Here is a 24,193-nt window from a genome sequence, read left to right on the forward strand (position 1 = left end):
AGTGAGCAAGGTGCGCGGCTTATTTCTTATTCTTGCGCCTCAGGGCTACCAGCAGGCCCACGCTCACCACTGCCAGCAGGGCAATCAGGGCGTCGCGCACAAATTGTCCTTCCTTAGCTTCGGCTACTTCGGCCTGCAGGTCGCGCTGTCGGTCCAGCTGCTGTTTTTCGCGTTGGCGCAGATTTTCGGACTCGTTTTGCAGCTCCGAGAGGCGCTGGGAGGTAAGGTTGCGGTCGTCGCGACCAGTGCTTTCGAGCGTGGTGGTGGTGGCCGCCAGTCGCACCGAAGTACTTTGTGCCTTGCGGGCCGTTTCGTTCAGCACGTCCACAATCTGCTGGTCTTTGTTAACGATGCCCTGCAGCGCATCTACCACTTCCTGCAGGTCTTTTTTGGAGGGCTTGTTGCCAAACAGGCTGTGGCGCTGGGCCGTAGCGGCAGCGTAGCGGCGGGTGAGCACGCTGCGCTCACGCAACAGGCCGGGCAGGTGGCTGTCGGCCGGAATGTTTTCGGGCTGCCCGAAAGCGGGCGAAACCAAGGCGCTGCCAAAAAAGGAAAGCAGGGCCAGCACGCCAATAATGGCCAATCTGGGCCAGGGCTGCATTCTTTGTGGCATCGGGCAGGTAGGGTTAAGAAAAAGAGTCATTAGAAATTTAGCGGTTATGAAGAACTATACGGGGCTCCTGTAGGGAATAGTTGGGGTGCTCGCAGTAGGGTGCACATCCAGTCAAAAAGTGCCAGCCTTGTACGGGACTGCCGCCATGCCAGGTGCCACCCACGACAACGCGAGCAGCACTATTCTGCCTTTTGTGGTGCGGGACGTGAGCAAAGATGAAACTTACGGCTACAGCGAGAAAAACCCCGTGGGCGTGGGCGGGCGCCGCTCGGCCGGCCTGCGCAACCAGCTGCGCTACCTCTAATGCCCTCAAAGGCCCGCAGGGCCAAGCCGTGACATATGAGCGCCAAACCCGTTGCTGTTCCTTTCAGATGCGGCGCGGCGCAGTAGACAATACGGCGATGATTGATGTGTATGCAGTGACGTGGGCCGGCAAAAATACGCCCGTCACGCTGTACATCAACATGTATCGGGGTGGAAAATTGCTGGCCCCGATGGGGTTCACCGGCGCCCGCTCGCAGGGGGCACGCGGCCGGGCGTTGGCCGCAAAACCGTTACTTTTATAGGTATTGCCGTTGCTATTCTACCCCCGATGCCCACTCGCTACTACCCTCGCCTGGCCGCTTTAGCGGCCGATGCTACGGCTGCCCCCGCCGACCAGCTCCCCAAGCTGCGCAAGCTGCTGGAAACGGTGCTGCGCGATGAATGCAAGCAGCAGGAAGCCCCATTTGTGAACCTGAGCCAGGCCATTGGCCTGGTGGCGTACGGCCGCAACCTGCCACTGCCGCTCCGCCAGGAGCTGCAGGCCCTGCGACTCTCGGCCAACCTGGTGGTACACGAAAGCTACGCCGGCACCGCCACCGAAGCGGCGCGCGGCTTCGCGGCCGTAGCTGCCCTGGTGCTCTACCTCACGGGCAAAGCTTACGTAGGCCCCGTCTGGCCCCAGCCACTGCCGGAACCCGAGCATTCGGCAACCTCCGCGCTTCCCGACGCCTTTGTGCCCGCGGATGGTGCCGCCGGCCGGCCCTGGCGGGTAAACGTGCTGCACGCCGACCTGCCCACCGGCGCCATTACCGTAGAAATGGCCACCCCCGCCGATGGCTGCCCCAGCGGCCCGTTCCAGCTGGAATTGCCGGCGGCTTATGAAAACATACTGCCGCTGGCCGCTGCCCTGCACCCCACGCTGCACCTAATCGGGCCGGTGCAGCTGCCTGGTGGCGGCGTGCGCGCCCGGCGCGTGGTGCTGGAGCCCGACTACCTGATAAACGTGACCACCGTGGCCGAATGCGCCCAGGCCACCGCCACCATTCCGGAGTGGGCCCTGCTGAATGCGTTTTTGCCCGATGAAACCTCGCGGCCGTTGGTGCTGGGAAACCTGGTCAACCTGCTGCTGGATGAGGAAGTAAGCCATGCGGCCCGACAGGTAGAAAAAGTGGCACTGGCCAAAGCGCTGGCCTTACAGCCCGTGAACGGGGAAGAAGCTGACACTGTCGAAAACGAAGATTTCAACGTCGATACCTATTTGCGGCGGCGCCTATTTCGAGCGGCGCCGCTGGCCCTGAGCACACTGCCCGAGTTCCAGACGCGCACCGGCGTGCCCGAATTGCTCAACGACCTGCGCCGCCACCACCGTACCCTGCGCGAAACCCGGTCGCAAGGCTTCGTAGCCCAGAGCAGAACCGGCTACCAGCAGGAGCCGCTTCGTCTGGCCGACTGCTTTCTGGAGCCTACGTTTCTCTCGGCCACCTACGGCCTACAGGGCCGGCTCGACTTGCTGCACGAAAGCGCCACGGGCTACGACTTGGTGGAATTGAAAAGCTCGACCAAAGTGCCCCACGCCGAGCCCTGGAGCAACCACGCCGCCCAGGCGCAGCTCTACCGCCTGCTACTCGAATCCGTGTTTGGAGCCGATGGCGAAACCGCCGGCCGGGGCCGTACCAGCATCCTGTACTCCAACGCCGCCAGCGGCCAGGCCGCCGTGCGCCGCGTCGACCAGGACCAGCCAATGATTGACCGGCTGCTGTCGGCCCGCAACCAGCTGGTGGGGGTGGAGCTGCAGCTGGCCCGCGCCACCGGCCCCCGCCAAACCGCCCAGCTGCTGGCCCCGGTTCTCAAGCCCAACCTCGCCGCGCTACCTTCCTTCGGCAAAGCCAAGGCCGAAAAAATAGCCAACGCCTGGGCCGCCGCCGACCCCGTGGAGCGGGCCTACTGCCTGGAGCTGGCCCGCTTCTCGGCCCGCGAAATGCGCCTGACTCTGCTCGGGGATGAAGCGCGGCCCGGCGATGCCGGCGGCCAGGCGGGCCTTTGGCTGCTGCCCCAGGCCCGCAAGCACCAAAACTTTAGTTTGCTCGATGACCTGGTGCTGCTGGAAGACCACAGCAATGCCGATGACGACGCCCGCGACGGGCTGGGGCCGCACCTCATTTTTCAGCGCCCCGCCGGTGGCCGGGAGGTGAACTTCCGCGCCGGCGACACGCTCATTCTGTACCCGCGCCGCCGCCACCGCAAGGATGCCGATGGTGCCGGCCAAACTGCCCCGCAACTCACGGTGCTCGATGCGCAGGTAGTGAAGGTGGTGCTGGCCGAAGACCTGGGTGCCACCGGGCAAGTTGTGTTGAGCGTGCGCAACCGGCGCATGGCCCCGCGCTACCTGCTGGGGCATTCGCACTGGGCGCTGGAGCCCGATACCTACGACACGTTTCGGCGGGAATGGGCCGGCCTGTCGGCGTTCCTGTGCCTGGCCCCGGAGCGCCGCCGTCGCCTGCTGGCCCGCACCGGCCCCCGCGAGCCGGAGGGTTGGGCTGTGGCCAACCCTCCGGCTACCACGGCGCCCGAAGTAGTAGCCCGCGCCCTGGCCGCGCCCGACTGGTTTGTGCTCTGCGGCCCGCCCGGCACCGGCAAGACCCGCGCCGTGCTGCGGGAATTGGCCGTTAATCTTTACCAACAGGATAAGCAGGTGCTGCTGGCGGCCTACACCAACCGCGCTGTGGACGAAATCTGCGAACAGCTGGTGGACGCGGGCCTGCCCTTTATTCGGGTGGGCTCGCGCCTGGGCACGGCGCCGCACTACCGGCCGTACTTGTTGGACAACATGCTGCGCGACTGTCCCAACCGCCAGGCCGTGCGCGGGCGGCTCACCAACTGCCCTTTCTACGTGGGCACGGTGGCCAGCCTGCTGGGCAAGCCAGAACTGTTCGTGCTCAAGCAGTTCGACGTGGCGGTGGTGGATGAGGCCAGCCAGGTGCTGGAGTCGCCCATGCTGGCATTGTTGGCCAAGGTGAAGAAGTTTATCCTCATCGGCGACCACCGGCAGCTGCCGGCCGTGGTGGCCCAGGAGCCCGAAACCAGCGCCATTGCCCCCGAAGTGACTGACCTGCTACGGCAGGAGCTGGGCCTCACCAACCTGCGCAATTCTTACTTCGAGCGCCTCTTCCGCCGCGCCGAGGCCCAGTGGCCCCACGCCCACGGCACCCTGGCCGACCAGTACCGCATGCACCAGGAACTGGCCGTGCTAGTGAACGAGGACTTCTACGAAAACCAGCTGCGTTGCCCCCAGCCGTGGCAGGCTGCCCCGCTGGACCGGGCCGCCTGGCCAGAACCAGCTGCTGGCAATGAACTGGCCGCCGCGCTACGCAGCCAGCGGGTGGTATTCGTGCCCACCCGCCGCCAGCCCGAAGATTTATCCATGAAAGAGTCCAGCCAGGAGGCCGAGCTGGCCGCCCAGGCCGCAGCCTATGTGGTGCAGGGCTACGGCCCGCTTTTCAACCCCGTAACCACGCTGGGTGTCATTGCCAGCTACCGCAACCAGTCGGCGCGCATCCGGGCCCGCTTGGCGCAGCTGGCCGTGGAGCTGGAGCTGCCCGCGCTGGCGCTGGTGAGCGTAGATACCGTAGAACGGTACCAAGGCAGCCAGCGCGAGGTGATTATCGTGAGCTTCTGCTGCCACCACGAGCACCAGCTGGAGCTGATGGTGTCGCCCGACGAAACCGGTAAAGTCGACCGCAAGCTGAACGTGGCCCTCACGCGGGCCCGCCAGCAGTTGGTGCTGCTCGGCAACGAGGAGGTGCTGAGCCGGGCGCCGCACCACGCCGCACTGCTGGCCCGGGTGCAGTAAGCAGGTATTTGCTTTCAGCAGCCGGAGCCCTAAATTGTGCGTGAATAGAAACGCGCTGCATTGTGCCTAAGTTGCGTTAGGAAGTGGCTTCCAGTAATCTGTCTTTTGCGTCTGCCCATGAAAAATTATATCCCCGTCCTGCTGCTCCCGGCCCTGCTGGGCTTGACCCAGTGCATCATGCAGCGCGAAGGCGCTTACCCGGTACAGCCCATGCCCGAAGCCACCCAGACCGGCGCGAACACCGCCGGCTGCCTCGTGGACGGCCTGCCCTGGGTTGCCCACCACAGCGGCACCGGCATTGGGGCCCTTCGCGCGTACGCCCTGACGGCCGAATGGGACAACTTCTCGGTCGGGCGGCCCCATCTCTCGCTTTCCTTCGCCAAGTACATTGACGACCAAGCGCAGGTGCACGACGCCACGCGCCTGCGCCTGGAGCTGCCTGGCATCACCCGGCCCGGCACCTTCGTGTTTGACCAGCCCGCTCGCCCGCGGGTCAACAGCGGTCCCATCGGCTACGCCTCCTTCACCTTCAACAAGCCCAACCCACTCCGGGAGTTGCTCACGGGCCCCGATACGCCCGGCCGCGTGGTCGTGACCCGGTTCGATACCCTGGCCCGCGTCGTGTCGGGCACGTTCGAGTTCACGGCCCGCCAGGCCTCGGGCGGAACCGCCGTGCGCGTGACCGAAGGCCGGTTCGACTGCAAATTCTAGGCGCCTTCCCAGCGCTTTCTCGGCCCCATTTCAAATTTGTCGCTCTAATTCCATTGTAGATACAAAGAATCTTTTTTCACCCCAATCCCCCTTTACTGCAAGAGGCATTTTCATATTTTTTTGCTGGCGCTGGCTAGTTCTTTCGCCAAGCGGCCTATGCCCAATTCCGAGGGATGGCGCAAGACATTCAGTTCGCAGGTCTGCACCACGTAAGAGGGGCGGCAGCACGAACTACTTAGTTCGTGCTGCCGCCCCTTATTTCTCTGTTAATGCGAATACGTGCTGCGCAGCCTATTTAACGTCCACCAACTCTACCTCAAACCGAATTACGGAGTTGGGCGCAATGACGTTTCCAGCGCCCGTGGGACCGTAGGCCAGGGCCGAAGGAATGATGATTTCAGCCTTTTCGCCTTTGCGCATCAGCAAAATACCTTCTTCGAAGCCCTTAATGACTTGGTTGGAGCCGATTTTGAATTGGAAGGGGACGTTGTTCTGCCGGGAAGAGGCATCGAAAATAGTGCCGGCGGCGTCGAAGAGGCGGCCGGTGTACAGCACCGAAACCGTGGAGCCAACCACTGGCCGCACCCCGTTGGGTTCGGTGGTGATGGGCAAGAAATACAAGCCGGAAGGCTGTTTCTGAGCCGTGGTAATGCTTTTGTCCGTCAGGTACTTCGTGATTAGGGCTTCGTCCACCACTTTGTAGTCAAGTACTTCTACCTCAAAGCGTATCACGGCGTTGGCGGGAATAGCACCGCTGCTCGACGGGCCGTAAGCTAGAGCCGAAGGAATATAAATCTCGGCCTTATCGCCGTAGCTCATGAGCGCAATACCCGACTCAAATCCCTGAATCAGCTGGTTAGAGCCCACAATGAAGGTAATGGGCACGTTGTTTCGTTTGGAAGATGCATCGAACACCGTACCCGCGGCGTCGAGCAGACGGCCGGTGTAAAGCACTGAAGCATAAGCGCCAGGCGTGACTTTGGCGCCGGTGGCACTCTTGGAGATGGAGCGGAAGTAAATGCCGTTGGGCTGCTTCACGGCATCGGTGATATTATTATCGGCCAGGTATTTTTTAATGATGTCATCGTCGATTCCACTAAAATCCTTAACCTCGGGAGTGTCTTTCTTGCAGGAGGTGGCGGCCAAGCCCGTAGCAGTCAACGATAGCAGCAAAAGGAAGCGAAGCGCAACCCGGTAAAACGGTGTTTTCATGTTTTAATTTTTGTTGTAAAAATACGCCCTGAAGCCCATAGGTGTGCGCACCGGGCCCACAGCCCTAATGCCAGCCGCCGGTTGTGGAGTTCCCCAATTGCTTGCTGTAGCAATTATTTTAGCGCTGTGAGCACCCGCTTAATCAATTCGTTGGGGCTGCCGTTGTGCCAGCGCCACACCACCACGATGTCGTGCTCGGGGTCTACCCACACGGTGTTTTGGCCCGCGCCCAGGGCGGCGTAACTGGTGGCCGGGGCGTCGGGCCAGGCTTTCTGCTCGGTGTTCAACCACCAGAGGTAGCCGTAGTCGGGGCCCACCGGGCCGCGGGTGGTGGCCTGCTTTACCCAGGAAGGAGACACGATTTGACGGCGGCCCCAGCGGCCCTGCCGGAGCATGAGGTACCCAAACCGGGCCTCATCGCGGGCGTTTATGACCAAGCCACCACCCCAGCGCGTGCCGCCACTCATGGAAGGCATTGCTTTGCCCTGCACGGTGGCCACGGCGTTGGGGTAGGGCACCCAATGCCAGGTGTCGGAGGCGCCAATGGGGTCCATTATCTCTTTTTTCAGCACCGCGGGCAGGGGCTTCTCCCAGAGGCGCAGCAGCGACAGCGCCAACCGGTTGATGCGAACGTCGTTGTACTCGTAGTACGTGCCGGGGGCCTGCTGGGCGCGAGGCTTGCGCTCGCCCTTGCCAAAGGCTTCCTTGCCCAGAAAATTAGCGTTTTTGCCCCAAAGCTCGCCTTCCCATTCGCTGGTTTGGCGGGCGTGGTGTTCCCAGGTAATCTGCCGGTTTTGATCAGAGTCGTAGCCACCGTCCTTGATATACCCGGCCACGGGTTCGTTAATATTTTTAATCAGCCCGCGCTCAATGGATATGCCCAGAATAGTGGACAATACACTCTTGGCCACGCTGTAGGTGGGGTCGGGGCGCTGGGTGTCGCCCCACTCGGCCACAATGTAGCCGTGGCGTAAGATGATGCCGTTGGTGGCCGCGCGACTGGTGGGCATAGGCCCCAGGAGCTTCCCGAAAATCTCCTCCTGCGTGGAGAAGTTGGGCGTCATCTGGGTAGTTTCCTGGGTTTGGGCAAAAGCCACGGCGGCCGCCAGGCGGTCAGGGTCGAAGCCGGCGGCCGCGGGTGCCTGCCGCTGCCAGGCGGCCCCGGCAGGAGGGAAATAGGCGGCGGGCCCGGCCGAGGCGTCGGTGGAGGGGGTGGCCGGACGGGTGCAGGCCGATGCCAGGGGCAGCGTCAGCAGCAGGAGGAGTTTTCTTACCATGGCCCCAAAGTAAGGCCACTGTGGGGTATGCCCATAAAAAGAGGGGGTTGCGCCTAAGCACAAACCCCTCTTTTTAGACAGCTTGAAACAGGCTTTATGGAAAGATGCCGAGCGACTGGTAACTCACACCCACTTTCTCGATGGCGCTGTAGAAGGCCGCCGTGCGCAGGTCCTTGATGCCCTTAATCTGGTTCATTACTTCCCGGATTTCGTGGTAGGCCACTATCATGGTGTCCTCCAGACCGGAGCGAACAAGGTCAATTTCGTCGGTGCCGTGCACGATGAGGGCACGCTCCTGCGGGCTGATGCTCTTGCCCGTGCTTTGCTCAATGGTGTTCACTAGCCGTTGCAGGGAGGCTTCCTCCGCACGCTTGCCCATGCGCCCAAAACGGACGTTGGATAGGTTTTTCAGCCATTCGAAGTACGAAACCGTCACGCCGCCCGCGTTCAGGTACAGGTCGGGCAGCACCACAATGCCGCGTTCGAGCAGAATCTTTTCGGCGCCCCGGGTTACGGGTCCGTTGGCCCCTTCGGCAATTACCTTGGCCTTGATGCCAGCCGCGTTGCCCTCGTGAATCTGGTTTTCAAGAGCAGCAGGTAGCAGCACATCGCATTCGTATTGCAGCAACTCGGCTGTATCAGGTACGTTTTTGGCCCCCGGAAAATCCAGAATGGAGCCGCTGTCGGTGCGGTGCTGCATCACGGCTTCCACGTCGAGGCCATCGGCGTGGAAGATGCCGCCTTCGCGCTCGGCAATGCCGGTAATCAGGGCGCCATCTTTTTGCAGGAAGTGCGCTGCGTGGTAGCCCACGTTGCCCAGGCCCTGCACAATGATGCGCTTGCCGCTAATGCCGCTGCTCAGGCCAATTTTCTTGAGCATGTCCCCGTCGTTGAACAGCTCACGCAGGCCGAAGAACACGCCCAGGCCGGTGGCTTCGGTCCGGCCCCGAATGCCGCCCTGGCCCACGGGCTTGCCCGTGACGCAGCCCAGCGCGCTGGTATCGCCGTATTTAAAGGTGAGGTAGGTGTCGGCAATCCAGGCCATTTCGCGGCTGCCGGTGCCGTAGTCGGGCGCGGGCACGTCGGTGCCGGGGCCGATGAGGTTTTTCTTAATGAGCTCGCTGGCGTAGCGCCGCGTCACGCGTTCCAGTGTTTCCACGGAGCTGGTGCGGGGGTTGATTTTCACGCCTCCTTTGGCTCCGCCGAAGGGCACATCAACCAGCGCGCACTTGAAAGTCATTAGGGTGGCCAGGGCCTTCACCTCGTCCTCGTCCACGTACACACTGTAGCGAATGCCGCCTTTGCTGGGCAGCTTGTGGTGGCTGTGCTGCACCCGGATGCCCTCAAACACCTGGATTTTCCCTTCTACTTCCACTGGGAAATTCACTTTGTAGATGCTATTGCAAGCCTTTATCTGGGCTATAATGCCAGGGTCGAGCTTGGAGAAGCTGGCGGCCTGGTCGTAAAACTGTAGCACGCTGTCGTAGAAATCCTTTCCCTCTATAGGCTGGCTCATACTTGGGTGGGTTAGTGGAAGTGTTCGCGTGCTAACGGCAAATCTTGCTGCACCGTTGTGCAGGCGGTGGCCAGCGCGGTGCCCGGCCGTGCCGTTTCACACTAACTGTGATTCCTGGGTGTTGGGTGAGGCGGCCTGCGCGCTCAGTGCTTTATCGGGCCTTGGAGTGGGGTTCGGCCGCCAGCTTATCGGGCAATATCAGCTTGTCCTTGGGCCGCTTGTAAAAATAGAGAATGAGCAGCGGCAGCAGCGTCAACTCGGCTACCACGCCGAAAAGCAGCGTCAGGCCAATGAGCAGGCCCACGTAGAACGTACCGTCGAATTTGGAGAAAAGCAGTGTGGAAAAACCGCCCACCAGAATCAGTGAAGTGGTAATAACCGCTTTGCCAGCCAGTAGATAGGTGCGCCGCACGGCCTTGAAAATATCGGGCTCCTTCACTAAAGTCAGCCGCAGTTTCGAGATAAAGTGAATGGTGTCATCGACGGCGATGCCAAAAGCAATGGTGAAGATGATGCTGGTGCTCACTTTCATGCTCACGCCCGCCAGGCCCATCACGCCGGCCACGATGACAATGGGCAGCAGGTTGGGAATGAGCACCACAATGGTCATGCGCAGCGATTTGAAGAGGGCCAGCACAATCAGCGTCACCATCAACACGTCAATGGCCATGCCCTGAATCATGTTCAGGGTGAGGTTTTCATTGTTCTTATCGATGAGGTTGGACGAGCCCGTGAGGCGCGTGGTGAGCACCGTCGTGTCAACGGTGGCGCGCAGGTGCTGGCGCAGGGCATCGTTCAGCTTGCCGGCCCGCACGCTGCCCACATCGGCCATGCGGCCCGTGAGGCGCCCGGCCGACCCATCGGGCAGGGCCAGGGCGCTGAATTCGGCTTTTTTGCGGAACAGCCGGAGCTTGCCGCGCAGGCGCTTTAGCTCAGTGGTATCGGCCGGGAGGCGGTATTCGGCCAGCCCGCCGCCGTTCAGGGCTTTGCGCACCGACTTGACCAGCGTGACGGGCGACGCGGCGAAGCGCAGGCCGTAGTTGGTTTCGAGGTAGCCCTCAATTCTCTCGGTTTCCCGCAGCACGTCCAGGTCGTAGATGTCGCGGCCGGCGGCTGGTTTCAACTCCATCTCGAAGGGCCGCACCCCGGCAAACTGCCGCTCAAAAAAGGCGAAATCCTGCCGCACCGGGTCATTTACCGACAAATCATCGAGCAGGGCGGAGTTGATGCGAACCCGCGTGGAGAATCCAATGGCCGTGGCCAGCACCAGCCCGCTCACCATGAAAACCAGCCGGCGGCGCAGCAGCACCTGCCGAAACAGGCGGCCCAGCACGCCGTCCCAGCTGTGGCCCTGGCGGCGGGGCTCCCGCAGCTGGGGCTTGCCCAGCAGCACCAGCATGGCCGGCAGCAGCGTGAAGCTGAGGATGAAAGCCAGGATAATGGCCACGCCCGTGAACAGCCCGAAGTTGTGAATGGGCCGGATGGTGGACGTCATCAGCGTAAAAAAGCCCAGGCTGGTGGTAAGCGCCGACAGGCCCGACCCGAATCCGGACTCCTTGATAGTAGTCCAGAGCGCCTCTTTTTTGCCGGCGCCGTAGCCCAGCTCGCTCACGTAGCGGCTGATGATGTGAATGGTGTCGCTCATGCCCACCACAAAGAGCATGAGCGGGAGCAGGGCCGTCATTAAATCAATGCTCACCCCGAAAGCCGACATCACGCCCAGACCCCACAAAATGGCGCCCAGTACCACTATCAGCGGCAGCACCACGCCCCACCACGTGCGGAACGTGAGCCAGAGCAGCCCCGTGACCAGCAGCACCGATAGCGACATAAACACCACCAGCTCCCACTTCAGCCTATCCACAAACACCGACTGCGCCACCAGCTTGCCGGCGAAATGCACCCGCTCATCAGGCAGGCCCAACCGGGTGAGGCCGCTGCGCAGGGCGGCAAACAGCGAATCGCCGGGCGGCTTTTCCAGGTCGGGCGTGATTTGCAGGACCAAGGTCACGGCCTGGGCATCGGGGCTGAATACGTTGCCCACGAGGCCGGGCGTCTGGTAAATCAGGGTGGAGTCGTCGGCGCGGCGGGCCGGCTCGTTCGGGTGCAGGTACGGGATGTTGAACACGCCCAGGCCCTCCACCACCGGGTTGGCCAGGGTGGTGGGGGAGGTCACGCTCAGCACGTGGCGCTGGCGCCTGGCTAGCTGCGTGAGGGAATCAACCTTGGCCAGGAACGCGGGGTCGAAAACGGTTTTGCCGGCGGGGGATTCCAGGCCCAGCAGCACGTAGTCGTTGTCGTTGCCGAAGCGCTGGGTGTAGCCCTGGTAGTAGTCGAGGTCGGGGTCGCCGGCGGGGTAAAAGTCGTTGAAATTGTAGTTGAACCGCAGCTGCGCGGTTGAATAGACGCTCAGGGCGGTGATGAGGCCCAGCAGAACGAGGGTAAGGTGGGCGAGGCGACGGATGGGCATCGGGCAAGCCGCGCAGCCGGGAAAACCCCCAACCCAGCAGCATCAAAATAGGTACGAACGAGGTAATGCCGGGGACCGAAAAAAAGCTGCCGCCGCAAGTGTATCTTAGAGGCCACAAACCTGTTTTTTTCGTCTTTTGTTTCTCCCTGCTTTCCCAATTATCATGAAAAAGACCCTGTTCGCCCTCGCCCTGCTGGCTTTCACCGGCACCACCGCTTTCGCCAACGAAGGCGACGATAAAGAAGGTAAGAAAGGCAAGAAAAAAGCCGCTACCACGGAGGCCAAAGCCAGTTGCAACATGGGTATGGCTGCGGCTACGCCCAGCTGCTGCATGAAAAAAGGCACCAAAACCGCTGCCGTGAAGCCCGCCGTGCAAGCCCCGGCCACGGTGAAGCTGTAGTTGCTGCCGACTTCCAGCTGTTGCTTAAGAAACGAAAAGCCGCTTCGGAGACGAGGCGGCTTTCTTTAGAATACGAGGCTCAAGTAAGAAACCACAATATGCCCGTTTTGGAAATTGTTACGCACATCAATGCTCCCAAAGAAATCTGTTTTCAACTGGCTTTGAGCGTTGATTTACACACCATATCCACGCAAAGGACGCAGGAAACGATAGTAGCAGGAGTAAAGTCGGGGTTATTGCAACTGGGCGAATCCGTAACGTTTCGGGCCAGGCATTTCGGCGTTTGGCAGACGCTGACCAGCAAAGTGACCGAAATGCATGCCCCAACCTATTTCTGCGATGAGATGCAAAAGGGGGCATTCAAACGCATGAGACATGAGCATCATTTCCGCAGCGAAGGTTCCGTTACCATCATGCGAGATGTTTTCGCTTTTAAGTCGCCCCTGGGTTGGTTGGGCAAAGTTGCTGATATCATATTGAAGCCGTATTTACGGCGTTTTTTGGTAGAGCGCTGTGCTATAATTAAACAGTTTTCTGAGACTGAAGAATGGCGCAAAGTGCTTTCTCTACATGCAGCATACGAGGCCCCACTGCATTAGAAAATTGCCGGTGGTGTTCGGTCTTCCAGTACTTTTGATTTTGTTTTTCTGATTAACGTCGGCGTAAACCGGCGGATTGCTACCATGCGCCAATACCAAGCCCTGCTCCGCCAAATCCTAGCCACCGGCACTGTGAAAACCGACCGCACCGGCACGGGCACCGTGTCCATTTTTGGCCCTCAGATGCGGTTCAATCTGGCCGAGGGGTTCCCGCTGGTTACTACCAAGAAGGTGCATTTAAAAAGCATTATCCACGAATTGCTGTGGTTCCTGCAGGGCGACACCAACATTGCTTACCTCAAGGAGCACGGCGTGAAAATCTGGGATGAATGGGCCGATGCCGCCGGCGAGCTGGGTCCCGTGTACGGCCACCAGTGGCGCAGCTGGCCCGACGGCCGCGGCGGCCACATCGACCAAATCAGCACCATCATCCAGCAGCTCAAGACCCAGCCCAACTCGCGCCGCATCCTCGTGTCGGCCTGGAACGTGGCCGAGCTGCCCGATATGAAGCTGCAGCCCTGCCACGCTTTGTTTCAATTCTACGTGGCCGACGGCAAGCTGTCCTGCCAGCTCTACCAGCGCTCGGCCGATGTGTTCCTGGGCGTGCCCTTCAACATTGCCAGCTACGCGCTGCTCACCCTCATGGTGGCCCAGGTAACGGGCCTGCAACCCGGCGAATTCATCTGGACCGGTGGCGACACCCACCTCTACAGCAACCACCTCGAACAAGCCAACCTGCAGCTGACCCGCGAGCCCCACGCGCTACCGCAAATGAAACTAAACCCAGACGTAAAAGATGTATTTGGGTTTCGCTACGAGGATTTTGAACTGGTGAACTACGCGCCGTGGCCGGCCATTAAGGCCCCGGTAGCTGTTTAAGCGGCAGTTACCCTTACCCAAAGTAGCTGTAGAATAACTGAATCGAATTCGTAATGCGCCACCACGTTATTTTCTGCGTTTTCCTGGGGCTGCTGGGAATGGCCGGCGGGGCCAGCGCGCAAAGGACCGCAAGGCCGTTGCCGGGTGGTAAAAAGGACATGGTGGGCACGCTGCCCTTGCTGCCGCGCTTCTGGCATCTGGCCGACTCGGCCGAGCGTGCGGATGCGGCAGAGGTGTTCAATCAGTACCTCCATCATTTTATCAAGTATCCCATGGAGGCGCTAAATGCAGGGGTGGGCGGCATCATTTACGCCTTGATTACCGTGCTACCTAACGGTAGCGCGAGCAGTATTACCATTATCCGGCGCGATTTAAGCACGGGCGCCCCACCCGGCAAAGCCGTACAAGCCCTCGATGCTGAATTGCAACGGGTAGCTTGGCAGCTGCGTTTTAAGCCTGCCCTTGCGCGCATTGACAGCAGTGCGAGCGCAAACGCCTCTGCTAAAGTAACCGAACTGGATGTTACTACAGATGCCAAGGAAGATACCGAAACCGACGGCAGCATCGACATTACAGAGCAACCCAAACCCAGCCCAATTTTGGCCGATACGGTTACGATTTACTATCGGTTTGCAACTCAGTAAGGGAGGGTAGAATTCACTGCATCGTAAAAAGGCTACGCCTGCACACTAGCTACTCAAATTTTGTATAAACGCCGGTAAAGCAGGCGTAAAGGATGTTTCGCCAACCTGTAGAACCATTCGCACCGCTGCCACATTGGCCGCGAAAACCGCGTCGGCCGCCAGCAGTTCCCCGCGCATGAACAACCCTTCCCGGCACTCTGCATCCGCTGCCCGTGCGGCCCGCAGCACCTGTGCCCGGCGCACGCCCGCCACGCAGCCGGTTTCGAGTGCGGGCGTAAACAGCACCTCATTCTTCACCCAGAAAATGGCCGCCGCACCCGCTTCCGCCACGTGCCTGTGGGCATCGCAGAGAATGATTTCATTGAGCTCGCGCTGCTGCCGCTCGTGGGCGGCTCGCACATAGAGCCACGCCTGCGGGCCCTTGCAAAAGCTCAGCGGGGAATAAATGGAATGGGTTTCGAGAGCGAAATCGGCGTTCGTAATGGCCGAATCATCGGGCACGAAGGTTTCGGCAGTGGCCAGCCACTCGGCGGCATCGGTGGCGGGGGGGTAGCGGCCGCCGCCGCCGCGCCAGAGCTGGAGGCGCAGGCGGGCGGCGGGCAACTGGTTGGCCGTGGCGAGGGTGGCGAGGGTGGCTTCCAGGGCTTCGGCAGTTGCCAACGCGGCAGGCAGCGTGAGGTAGAGCGCTGCCGCTGCTTGCTGCATGCGAGCGTGGTGGTCGGCGGCGAGGCGCAAGTGGCCGGCCGTGAAAACCAAGGTCTCAAAAAAGCCGTCGCCGAAGGCTAGGCCACGGTTGGGCAGGGGCAGGCCGAACCTCGATTCCGCCACTAATTCCCCATTAAACAGCAGCTGTTTTAGTCCCATTATACCGCCTGCAAAATCCGTGAAATCGAAAAAAAACTGCCTGAATCCGTGATTTATAGCAAGGTAAACTTCTTCCCCGGCAGCGCCCGCACCACGCCCCGAAACTCCAGGGCCAGCAGTAGCGAGGCCACGGCGTAGATGGGTAATTGCGCTTTCCAGGCCAACTCGTCCATCTGCATTTCGCGGCCGGGCGCGGCGGTTAGCAGGGTAATAAGGCTGAACTCTTCAGACGTAAAATCGTCGGCTGAATAGGAGGGCGCAGGCTTGAACTTGCCCGACTGGTGCAGGGCAGCATCCCAGTTTAGCAGCTGCTCCAAATCCAGCGGCTCCTGATACAACGCGGCTTTATTGGATTTAATAAGCGCGTTGCAGCCGGCCGATGCCTCCGAGCCCAGGTTGCCGGGCACGGCCAGCACGTCGCGGTCGTAGCTCAGGGCCAGCTCGGCGGTGATGAGGGCGCGCCTTTGATGGCGGCTTCCACCACCACGGTGCCATCGGAAAGGCCGGCAATGATGCGGTTACGGGCCGGGAAGTTGTAGCGGTCGGGCGGCGTGCCGAAGGGGAATTCGGTGAGCAGGCCGCCCTGCTCGCGCATTTTCTCGGCGGTTTTTTGGTGGGTATGGGGGTAGATACGGTCCAGGCCGGTGGCCATTACGCCCACCGTTTCGAGGCCTTCCTGCAGGGCGGCGCGGTGCGCCATGATGTCGATGCCGTAGGCCAGGCCGCTCACCACCAGCGGCCGGTGCGGCAGCAGTCCCTTGATGATGCGCTCGGTTTGCTCGCGGCCGTATTCCGTGGCTTTGCGCGTGCCCACCAGGGCCACTGTTTTGGGGGCGTTGAGGTCGGCCGTGCCCTGGTAGTAGAGGATGGCGGGCGCGTCCGGAATTTGCTTGAGGCGGTTGGGAAAGCGTTTGCTGGTGTAGAATATGATTTCCACGCCGTCCTTTTCGGCTTTCTTCAAATCGGCTTCGGCTTTGCGAAAGGCGGTTTCACGCTCCAAACCGGTGAGGTTTTTCACGGTGACTTCGCCCACACCCGGGATGCGGCGCAGCTTGCCAGGCGGCATCATGAGCACATTTTTGGCTGAGCCGCCGTAGCTCATCAGCTGGCGCGTGAGCTGCGGGCCCACGCCGGGGAGGAGGGTGAGGGCTAGCTCGTGAAAGAGGAGTTCGTCGTTCATTGGTTCACCTCACGATAATCACCATGGGTCGCCCTCAACGTCAACCTCACCCCCTGACCCCCTCTCCAAAAAAGAGGGGGCACCGGTTCGACTGAATATTCGCTCCTGGAAGAAATTAGCATCTAGATGATTTACAACAGAAGGTAAGACTTTGACATTCAGCTGGAGCGTTTCCGGTGCCCCCTCTTTTTTGGAGAGGGGGTCAGGGGGTGAGGTGAACGCGGAGGGCGCGCCTACTCCAACTCCGCCTTCCCCGCCGTGTCTACTTCCTTCTTCAAACTCACCAGAAATGCCCGGATTTTCTCCAGACTCTGCACCACGTCAATTTTCTCCTTCAGTTGCGGGCCCTTTTGCTTGAGCATGTCGCGGGCGCCGGGAATGGTATAGCCGCGCTCCTTCACCAAGTGGTAGATGGTGCGGAACACCTCGATGTCCTGCGGGGTATATAGGCGGTTGCCTTTCTTGCTGCGGCGGGGGTGCAACTCCTCAAATTCGGTCTCCCAGAAGCGCACCAGCGACTCGGCTACCTTGAACTGGGCGGCCACCTCGCCGATGGTAAAGTACTGTTTCTCGATGCTGCGCTCTTTATAGGGCATATGGCTACCTTTGCTTTTCAGCCGAAAAGTACCTAAAAAAACCGCATTCGCTGCCAATCCGGCCGCGTTGCCCTCCTTGTTTATGTCGCTCCCCACCGCCGCCGCTGTTCGCCAGCAATTCCTGGATTTCTTCGCCTCCAAGGGCCACCACATCGTGCCATCGGCCCCTATTGTGGTGAAAGACGACCCGACGCTGCTGTTTATCAACAGCGGCATGGCCCCGTTTAAGGACTATTTCCTGGGCAATAAGCCCGCGCCCTACAAGCGCATTGCCGATACCCAGAAGTGCCTGCGCGTGAGCGGTAAGCACAACGACCTGGAGGAAGTGGGCTACGACACCTACCACCACACCATGTTCGAGATGCTCGGCAACTGGTCGTTTGGTGATTATTTCAAGAAAGACGCCATTGCCTGGGCCTGGGAGCTGCTCACCGACGTGTACAAGCTCGACAAAGACCGCCTCTACGTGACCTATTTTGAAGGGGACGCGGGCGACAAGCTGGCGGCCGACAGCGAAACCCAGGAGCTGTGGCGCACCTTCACCACCGACGACCGCATCCTGCCCGGCAATAAAAAGGACAACTTCTGGGAGATGGGCGACACCGGCCCCTGCGGACCCTGCACCGAAATCCACATCGACCTGCGCTCAGAGGAGGAGCGGGCCGCCACCCCCGGCCGCGACCTCGTCAACGCCGACCACCCGCAAGTGGTGGAAGTGTGGAACAACGTATTCATGGAATTCCAGCGCCTGGCCGACAAAAGCCTGGTGAAGCTGCCCGCCCAGCACGTAGACACCGGCATGGGCTTCGAGCGCCTGATGATGGCCGTGTCGGGCGTGAAGTCGAACTACGACACCGACGTATTTCAGCCGCTCATTCAGTTCATTGCCAAAGAAGTAGGAGTGGAGTACCACGGCACCGCGCCTGCCAAGGTGACCGACCAGCCCACCACCGAAAACGAGAAGACGGACATCGCCATCCGCGTGATTGCCGACCACATCCGCACCATCGCCTTCACCATTGCCGATGGCCAGCTGCCCAGCAACGTAAAGGCCGGCTACGTAATTCGCCGCATTTTGCGCCGGGCCGTGCGCTACGCGTTTTCGTCGCTCAACCAAAAGCAGCCCTTCCTGTTTAAGCTGGTGCCCGTGCTGGCCGACCAGATGCGCAACATTTTCCCCGAGCTGAAAGCCCAGACAGCTTTTGTGCAGCGCGTGATTGAGGAGGAGGAAATTGCTTTCCTGAAAACGCTGGAAACCGGCCTGCGCCGGCTGGATGCGCTGGAGGAATCGGCCCGCGCTAATGGCAGCCACATCGACGGCAAAACGGCGTTTGAGCTGTCCGATACCTTCGGCTTTCCGCTGGACCTCACGGCCCTCATTGCCCGCGAAAAAGGCTTGACCGTGGACGAAGAAGGCTTCCAGAAGGAGCTGGCCCAGCAGAAAAACCGCAGCCGCAATGCCCAGGAAACCGAGCAGAGCGACTGGACCGTGGTAGCCGATACCGACGAGCAGCCCGCCTTCGTGGGCTACGACCACGACTCCGCGCCGGCCCGCATCCTGCGCTACCGCAAAACCACCGCCAAAGGCAAAACCGAGTACCAGCTGGTGCTCGACCAAACCGCGTTCTACGCCGAAAGCGGCGGCCAGGTAGGCGACACCGGCTTCCTGGAAGGGGACTTTGCGACGATGCGCGTGATTGACACCAAGCGCGAAAACGACCTCATCGTGCACACCGTGCTCGAGTTGCCCCAGGACCTGACCGGCGAATTCGTGAGCCGGCCCGATGCGGCCCGCCGCAACCAGATTCGCCAAAACCACTCGGCTACGCACCTGCTGCAGGCCGCCCTGCGCGATGTGCTGGGCTCGCACGTGCAGCAGAAAGGCTCGCTGGTGAACGAGAAGCTGCTGCGTTTCGACTTTTCGCACTTCACCAAGGTGACCGACGACCAGCTGCGCCAGATTGAGCGCATCGTGAACGAGAAGATTCGCCAGCAAATTCCGCTCGACGAGCGCCGTAACGTGCCCATTGCCGAAGCCAAAGAGCTGGGCGCCATGGCCCTGTTTGGGGAGAAATACGGCGAGTTCGTGCGCGTCATCACCTTCGATAAAGGCTTCTCGGTGGAGCTGTGCGGTGGCTTGCACGTGCCCAACACAGGCAGCATTGGTTACCTCAAAATCACGGCCGAAAGTGCCGTGGGTGCCGGCGTGCGCCGCATTGAGGCCGTGACTGGCTTAGGGGCCGAAGCCTACATAGACCAGCAGCTCGACCTGCTCAGCCAGGTGCGCGAAACGCTGGGCAACCCCCAGCACCTGCTCACCACCCTCGAAAAGCAAAATGAGGAAATGACCACCCTGCGCAAGCAGATTGAGCAGTTTGCCCAGCAGAGCATCAACCAGCAAAAGGACCAGCTAATAGGCCAGGTAAAGGAGTTAAACGGCGTGAATTTTCTCGCTGCCCAGGTGCAGGCCGGCTCGGCCGAATCCCTCAAAACCCTGGCCTTCAACCTGCGCCAGGCTGTGCCCAACCTAGTATTAGTACTCGGGGCCGAAATCGACGGCAAGCCCCAAATGGCCGTGATGCTGGACGATGACATTGCCAAAGCCGGCAAGCTCAACGCCACCACGCTGGTGCGCGAGCTGGCCAAGGAAATCCAGGGCGGCGGCGGCGGGCAGCCGTTCTTCGCCACGGCCGGCGGCAAGAACGTGAACGGGTTGGCCGCGGCCATTGCCAAGGCGGAAGAAGCCGTGAGTAAGGCTTTATAAGCGCCATCTTGGTTTCATTGGCCTGCCAGAGGCGGCGGTTCCACTTGCTGGGGCCGCCGTTCCTATTTATGCGCAATCCCGCTAATTGGCTGCACCGTTTTGTTCAGTGTCTATTATCATTACCCTTGGTTTTCTATTCTTTAATTTAACAGAATGGTACTTCGCTTTCGTGTTTCAATGTTAGTTGATTGCTGGGGCTGGCTTTTAGATGGCGTGCGGGAAGATTTGGCATGTCTGCAACCACACATGCCACGACAGGGACAATTAGGTTAAGCCTGAAACAACTCGTCTCCTTAACAAGTACTATATTTCAGAAAATAAACAAAGCTTACGGGCTTGTCACGTTGCTGCCAGTGCGGAGTAACTGAATCCTTACCTCCACCATTTATGCTGCCCCATACTCCGGTGAAAGCACTACTCCTCTGTTCGGCGTGGCTACTGGCTTGCCCATTTGCAGCGATGTCGCAAGCTGTTGCACCAGATTTGCCGGCGTTGCCGCTCCTCAATGCCAGCTTTTTTAAGGCTGATTTCAGTACTGCTTATGCTGATGATTCCACGGCTTACTGCGTCGAAACCACGTTACGCGACAGCCTGTCGGGAATGATGCGAGTGTACTACCCTTCGGGAAAGCTCAAGCAATTCGTCCCTTATGGCGATGTGCGGCAGCGCATAATTTATGGTACCCTTTCCAACTGGTACGAGAACGGCGCGATGCGCTCCAAAGAAGACTTTGTGATGGGCAAGCGCCACGGCGACCTGCTCACCTACTACCCGGATGGTACCCTGAAGCGCCGAGAGCAATATGTGCACGGACGGGGCAGCGTGGGCTCGTGCTACGCTCCCGATGGTTCTCCTATTCCTTATTTTGGCTACGAACAGTTGCCCCTTTACCCGGGCGGAGAATCAGTGCTGTTAAAAGAAATAACGGGAGGCGCGCGCCTGAATGCGAAAGAGACGGCTGAAATGCGCCAAGAAATTGCGCAGGTTGTGACCATGCGGCACCAAATCTGGAAACGTGAAGTGTTGGTTGAACTGCTAGTGGCCAAAGACGGCCACTTAGCCGATGCCAAAATTGTACAGTCCGGAAGCTCTTACCTGGGTACCGCCACCCTGAGGTCCGTGGCCCAGCTTAAGCGGCAGTTCATGCCGGCCCGCCTCGATGGCCAGGCGGTGGAAAGCCGCTTTATAGTACTGGTTTCTTACATGCTCGAGATGCCATACACGCCCGGGAGGTCACGGCGGCCCCATGAAACCGCTGCGGACAATTATCATCGCCCTCCCGGGCTTAGCGGCCAATAAAACATCTGGTGGTCTAAATCGGGACGGTACCACGAACGTTTGGTTCAAGTACCACTACTTCCACAACGAGCCATGATGGTGCCAGCGCTGCTGGCTGGGTACCCCGAACCCCTTAAGGGGAGTTCGGGGTACCCAGCCAAAGAAATGCCCGTGGCCTGCATACAGCTTGCCGACGAGGCATAGGGGCAACAAGAGCAGCTTGGTGCCATGCAAGCTTCCCCGAAGGCGTTACCTTTAGGCCCCAATAGCTACTTAGTACCCCGCGTTTTTTCGATATGGACGAAGCCCTGCTTGCCAAATACCAGCCCGTTATCGGCCTGGAAGTACACGCCCAGCTGCTGACCCACAGCAAAATGTACTCTGCCGACGAAAACGAGTACGGCGTGGCGCCCAACACCAACCTCTCGGTTATCACCCTCGGCCACCCCGGCACCTTGCCCAAGGTGAACCGCACGGCCGTGGAGTTTGCCATGAAAATGGGTCTGGCCACCAACTGCACCATCCGGCGCGACAACCTGTTTGCGCGCAAAAACTACTTTTACCCCGACCTGCCCAAGGGCTACCAGATTACGCAGGACAAAACCCCCATTTGCCACGACGGCCACGTGGACGTGCGCCTGGCCGACGGCTCGGTAAAGAAAATCGGCGTCACCCGCATTCACATGGAGGAAGACGCGGGCAAGAGCATGCACCTGGCTGGCGAGACCGAAACCCTGGTGGACCTGAACCGCGCCGGCGTGCCGCTCATCGAGATTGTGAGCGAGCCGGACATCCGCACCAGTGAGGAAGCATATAACTACCTGAGCGAAATCAAAAAGCTGGTGGAGTACTTAGGCATCTGCGATGGCAACATGGAAGAAGGCTCGCTGCGCTGCGACGCCAACGTGTCCGTTATGCTAGTAGGCGCCGAGCAGTTCGGCACCAAGGTGGAGGTGAAGAACATGAACTCCTTCCGCAACGTGCAGCGGGCCATTGCCTACGAAATCGAGCGGCAGATTGCCATTGTGGAAGCCGGCGGCGAAGTGGACAGCGAAACCCGCGGCTTCGACGCTGCCACTGGCACCACCAATGCCCAGCGCAGCAAGGAAACCCTCAACGACTACCGCTATTTCCCCGAGCCGGACCTGCCGCCCCTTATTATTTCGGATGAATGGCTGCACCGCGTGGCCGCCGAGCTGCCGGCCCTGCCGCAGCAGCTCTACGCGCGCTTCACCGGCGAGCTGGGCCTGAACGACTACGATGCCTCGGTGCTGGTCGACCAGAAAGAAGTGGCCCTGTTCTTCGACGACCTGTCGCGCCTCACGCCCAACGCCAAGGCCGCGGCCAACTGGGTGATGGGCCCCGTGAAGTCCTACCTCAACGAGCGCGCCCTCACCATGGCCGATTTTCCGCTGGACGCGGCCCAGCTGGCCGGCATCATTGAGCTGATTGATGCGGGCAAGCTCAATTATTCGGTGGCATCCAAGCAACTCTTTCCGCATTTGCTCGACCATCCTACGGCCAACGCAACCGGCGCGGCCGAAAGCCTGGGCCTGCTCACCCAAGCCGATAATGGCGAGCTGGCCATGCTGGTACAGCAGGTGCTGGCCGCCAACCCCGCCAAGGTAGAAGAATACCGGGGCGGCAAAAAGTCGCTCACGGGCATGTTTATGGGCGAGCTCATGAAACTGACCGGCGGCAAAGCCGACCCCAAACTGGCCAATCAGCTGCTGCGCGCGGCGCTGGAAGGCTAAGCGCTGGCCAAAGGCATGCTGCTTGCCTAACTGCGCTCAGGCAAGCAAACTGCCATACTCATAACCAGCCGCAAGGAACAATACCTTTACCGCCCTGCGTTGGCATACTTCACGCACCAGCTTCGGCTGGTGCCTCATTTCTCTTCTATGATTAAAACTGTTTTCCTCGCTGCCACTGTGCTGGGCATGGCCAATTCCTGCCAAAACGCCGCCGCTGCGGACGGCTATGAAATCAAGGGCCAGTTGAAAAACGCCCCGGCTGGCACCGTGCTGCGCTTATCGGAGCTGGTATCAAATCAATTTGTTGAGAAGGGCCAGGCCAAAACCGATGCGTCGGGCAATTTCGTGCTCAAGGGCACCAGCGCCTTGCCAGGCATCTACCAGCTCAAAGTAGACGATGCCAATCAGGTGCTGCTGATGCTCGACAACAAGACGCACTTGGAGCTGAGCGGCGATGCCAAAAGCCTGCCGGCCACCTACAGCGTGAAAGGCAGCAAAGACACCGAAGTGCTGCGCAAGCTCACCCAGGTGATGGAAGGCAGCAAGACCGAGCTTCAGGCCCTGGGCCAGCGTTACAACGCCGCCGGCCAGGCCGGCAAAGCCGAGGAAATGCAGGCCGTTGAGAAGCAGTATTACGCCATTCAGACCCGCAACAATGCTCGTTTGAAAAGCCTGATTCGCAGCAATGCTACCTCCGTGGTGAGCGGCTTTGCCGTGGGAGCTTTTCTCAACCCCGAAGAAGACTTCCAGTTCGTGGATTCAGTGGCCAGCGTGCAGCGCAAGGCCAATCCCGGTTCCCCCTTCACCAAGGAGCTCACGGCGCGCCTCGAGCCCATGCGAACCACGGCCATTGGCGCCATGGCCCCCGAAATCAACCTGGCTAAACCCGAAGGCGGCACCATGGCCCTCAGCAGCCTGCGCGGCAAGTACGTGCTGCTCGACTTCTGGGCCAGCTGGTGCGGCCCGTGCCGCCAGGAAAACCCCAACGTGGTGCGTGCCTACAACCAATTCAAAGACAAAGGCTTCACCATCTTCTCGGTGTCGTTGGACCAGGACAACGGCAAGTGGCAGAAAGCCATTGCCGCCGATAACCTGACCTGGCACCACGTATCAGACCTGGCGGGCTGGAACAGTGCCGGTGGCGCGGCTTACGGCGTCAAATCCATCCCCCAGTCGTATCTGATTGACCCCCAGGGACGCATTATTGCCAAGAACCTGCGCGGCGAGGCCCTGCCTGCTAAGCTGGCAGAAGTACTTGGTAAAAAGTAATACTTGTTGCGGCAGTGCAAACAAATAGAGCCCACCGGCATGTTGGTGGGCTC

The 24,193-nt window shown here is 60.3% G+C and carries 20 protein-coding genes; 11 read left to right on the plus strand and 9 right to left on the minus strand.

What is annotated here, in order from left to right; translation table 11 throughout:
• Positions 1 to 19: 19 nt before the first annotated feature.
• Positions 20 to 601 (minus strand): hypothetical protein, encoded by a 582-nt coding sequence (locus BEN48_RS05255; protein WP_070733544.1) that lies wholly within the window; start codon positions 599 to 601, stop codon positions 20 to 22.
• A 157-nt stretch (positions 602 to 758) separates the two neighbouring features.
• Here BEN48_RS05255 and BEN48_RS19040 point away from each other — a divergent pair, with 157 nt between their 5' ends.
• The 3 genes from BEN48_RS19040 (at position 759) to BEN48_RS05270 (ending at position 5,438) form a co-directional block, all read left to right on the plus strand.
• Entirely contained in the window at positions 759 to 917 is a 159-nt protein-coding gene (locus tag BEN48_RS19040) for a hypothetical protein (protein WP_206599822.1), read from the plus strand.
• Positions 918 to 1,205: 288 nt separating this feature from the next.
• Positions 1,206 to 4,727, plus strand: a complete 3,522-nt coding sequence (locus BEN48_RS05265) for a DEAD/DEAH box helicase (RefSeq protein ID WP_070733546.1) — start codon at positions 1,206 to 1,208, stop codon at positions 4,725 to 4,727.
• 117 nt (positions 4,728 to 4,844) lie between these two features.
• Entirely contained in the window at positions 4,845 to 5,438 is a 594-nt protein-coding gene (locus BEN48_RS05270) for a hypothetical protein (protein ID WP_070733547.1), read from the plus strand.
• Between the two features lie 291 nt (positions 5,439 to 5,729).
• Here the strand turns inward: BEN48_RS05270 and BEN48_RS05275 are convergent, their stop codons facing one another.
• The 4 genes from BEN48_RS05275 to BEN48_RS05290 all read right to left on the minus strand — a co-directional run bounded on the left by BEN48_RS05275 (position 5,730) and on the right by BEN48_RS05290 (position 11,913).
• Positions 5,730 to 6,611, minus strand: coding sequence for an FKBP-type peptidyl-prolyl cis-trans isomerase (locus tag BEN48_RS05275; protein WP_158010108.1), 882 nt, complete (start codon positions 6,609 to 6,611; stop codon positions 5,730 to 5,732).
• Positions 6,612 to 6,763: 152 nt separating this feature from the next.
• The gene (locus tag BEN48_RS05280) at positions 6,764 to 7,927 is read right to left on the minus strand and encodes a serine hydrolase domain-containing protein (RefSeq protein ID WP_070733549.1); all 1,164 of its coding nucleotides are present in this window, start codon (positions 7,925 to 7,927) and stop codon (positions 6,764 to 6,766) included.
• Between the two features lie 94 nt (positions 7,928 to 8,021).
• A complete protein-coding gene (locus tag BEN48_RS05285) occupies positions 8,022 to 9,443 on the minus strand; it encodes a Glu/Leu/Phe/Val family dehydrogenase (protein ID WP_070733550.1) in 1,422 nt (473 codons plus the stop codon).
• A 151-nt stretch (positions 9,444 to 9,594) separates the two neighbouring features.
• Positions 9,595 to 11,913: an efflux RND transporter permease subunit gene (locus tag BEN48_RS05290; RefSeq protein ID WP_070733551.1), complete on the minus strand. Its 2,319-nt coding sequence runs from the start codon at positions 11,911 to 11,913 to the stop codon at positions 9,595 to 9,597.
• Between the two features lie 163 nt (positions 11,914 to 12,076).
• Between BEN48_RS05290 and BEN48_RS05295 the strand changes: the two genes are divergently transcribed.
• The 4 genes from BEN48_RS05295 to BEN48_RS05310 all read left to right on the plus strand — a co-directional run bounded on the left by BEN48_RS05295 (position 12,077) and on the right by BEN48_RS05310 (position 14,435).
• Entirely contained in the window at positions 12,077 to 12,313 is a 237-nt protein-coding gene (locus BEN48_RS05295; protein ID WP_070733552.1) for a hypothetical protein, read from the plus strand.
• 98 nt (positions 12,314 to 12,411) lie between these two features.
• Positions 12,412 to 12,912 carry an SRPBCC family protein gene (locus BEN48_RS05300; protein WP_070733553.1) on the plus strand — a complete coding sequence of 167 codons (501 nt, stop codon included), beginning with the start codon at positions 12,412 to 12,414 and terminating at the stop codon, positions 12,910 to 12,912.
• 84 nt (positions 12,913 to 12,996) lie between these two features.
• On the plus strand, positions 12,997 to 13,791 hold the full coding sequence (locus tag BEN48_RS05305; RefSeq protein ID WP_070733554.1) for a thymidylate synthase: 795 nt from the start codon (positions 12,997 to 12,999) through the stop codon (positions 13,789 to 13,791).
• Between the two features lie 53 nt (positions 13,792 to 13,844).
• The gene (locus BEN48_RS05310; protein WP_125932489.1) at positions 13,845 to 14,435 is read left to right on the plus strand and encodes an energy transducer TonB; all 591 of its coding nucleotides are present in this window, start codon (positions 13,845 to 13,847) and stop codon (positions 14,433 to 14,435) included.
• A gap of 45 nt (positions 14,436 to 14,480) precedes the next feature.
• On the opposite strand, the gene BEN48_RS05315 is transcribed toward BEN48_RS05310, so the two are convergent.
• The 4 genes from BEN48_RS05315 to BEN48_RS05325 all read right to left on the minus strand — a co-directional run bounded on the left by BEN48_RS05315 (position 14,481) and on the right by BEN48_RS05325 (position 17,075).
• On the minus strand, positions 14,481 to 15,263 hold the full coding sequence (locus tag BEN48_RS05315; RefSeq protein ID WP_206599823.1) for an aminotransferase class IV: 783 nt from the start codon (positions 15,261 to 15,263) through the stop codon (positions 14,481 to 14,483).
• 89 nt (positions 15,264 to 15,352) lie between these two features.
• Positions 15,353 to 15,715 (minus strand): DprA-like winged helix domain-containing protein, encoded by a 363-nt coding sequence (locus BEN48_RS20040; RefSeq protein WP_317043676.1) that lies wholly within the window; start codon positions 15,713 to 15,715, stop codon positions 15,353 to 15,355.
• 14 nt (positions 15,716 to 15,729) lie between these two features.
• Positions 15,730 to 16,479 carry a DNA-processing protein DprA gene (locus BEN48_RS05320; RefSeq protein WP_317043677.1) on the minus strand — a complete coding sequence of 250 codons (750 nt, stop codon included), beginning with the start codon at positions 16,477 to 16,479 and terminating at the stop codon, positions 15,730 to 15,732.
• A 233-nt stretch (positions 16,480 to 16,712) separates the two neighbouring features.
• A complete protein-coding gene (locus BEN48_RS05325) occupies positions 16,713 to 17,075 on the minus strand; it encodes a MerR family transcriptional regulator (RefSeq protein WP_070733557.1) in 363 nt (120 codons plus the stop codon).
• Positions 17,076 to 17,157: 82 nt separating this feature from the next.
• Between BEN48_RS05325 and alaS the strand changes: the two genes are divergently transcribed.
• From alaS to BEN48_RS05345, 4 genes are all read left to right on the plus strand, one after another.
• The gene (alaS, locus tag BEN48_RS05330) at positions 17,158 to 19,839 is read left to right on the plus strand and encodes an alanine--tRNA ligase (RefSeq protein WP_070733639.1); all 2,682 of its coding nucleotides are present in this window, start codon (positions 17,158 to 17,160) and stop codon (positions 19,837 to 19,839) included.
• Positions 19,840 to 20,226: 387 nt separating this feature from the next.
• Positions 20,227 to 21,138 (plus strand): energy transducer TonB, encoded by a 912-nt coding sequence (locus BEN48_RS05335; RefSeq protein ID WP_083320777.1) that lies wholly within the window; start codon positions 20,227 to 20,229, stop codon positions 21,136 to 21,138.
• Positions 21,139 to 21,413: 275 nt separating this feature from the next.
• Complete coding sequence (gene gatB, locus BEN48_RS05340) at positions 21,414 to 22,871, plus strand: Asp-tRNA(Asn)/Glu-tRNA(Gln) amidotransferase subunit GatB (protein WP_070733559.1); 1,458 nt, start codon at positions 21,414 to 21,416, stop codon at positions 22,869 to 22,871.
• Positions 22,872 to 23,018: 147 nt separating this feature from the next.
• Complete coding sequence (locus tag BEN48_RS05345) at positions 23,019 to 24,140, plus strand: TlpA disulfide reductase family protein (protein ID WP_070733560.1); 1,122 nt, start codon at positions 23,019 to 23,021, stop codon at positions 24,138 to 24,140.
• The last annotated feature ends 53 nt before the right edge of the window (positions 24,141 to 24,193 follow it).

Source organism: Hymenobacter glacialis (genome assembly GCF_001816165.1).
GTDB lineage: Bacteria > Bacteroidota > Bacteroidia > Cytophagales > Hymenobacteraceae > Hymenobacter > Hymenobacter glacialis.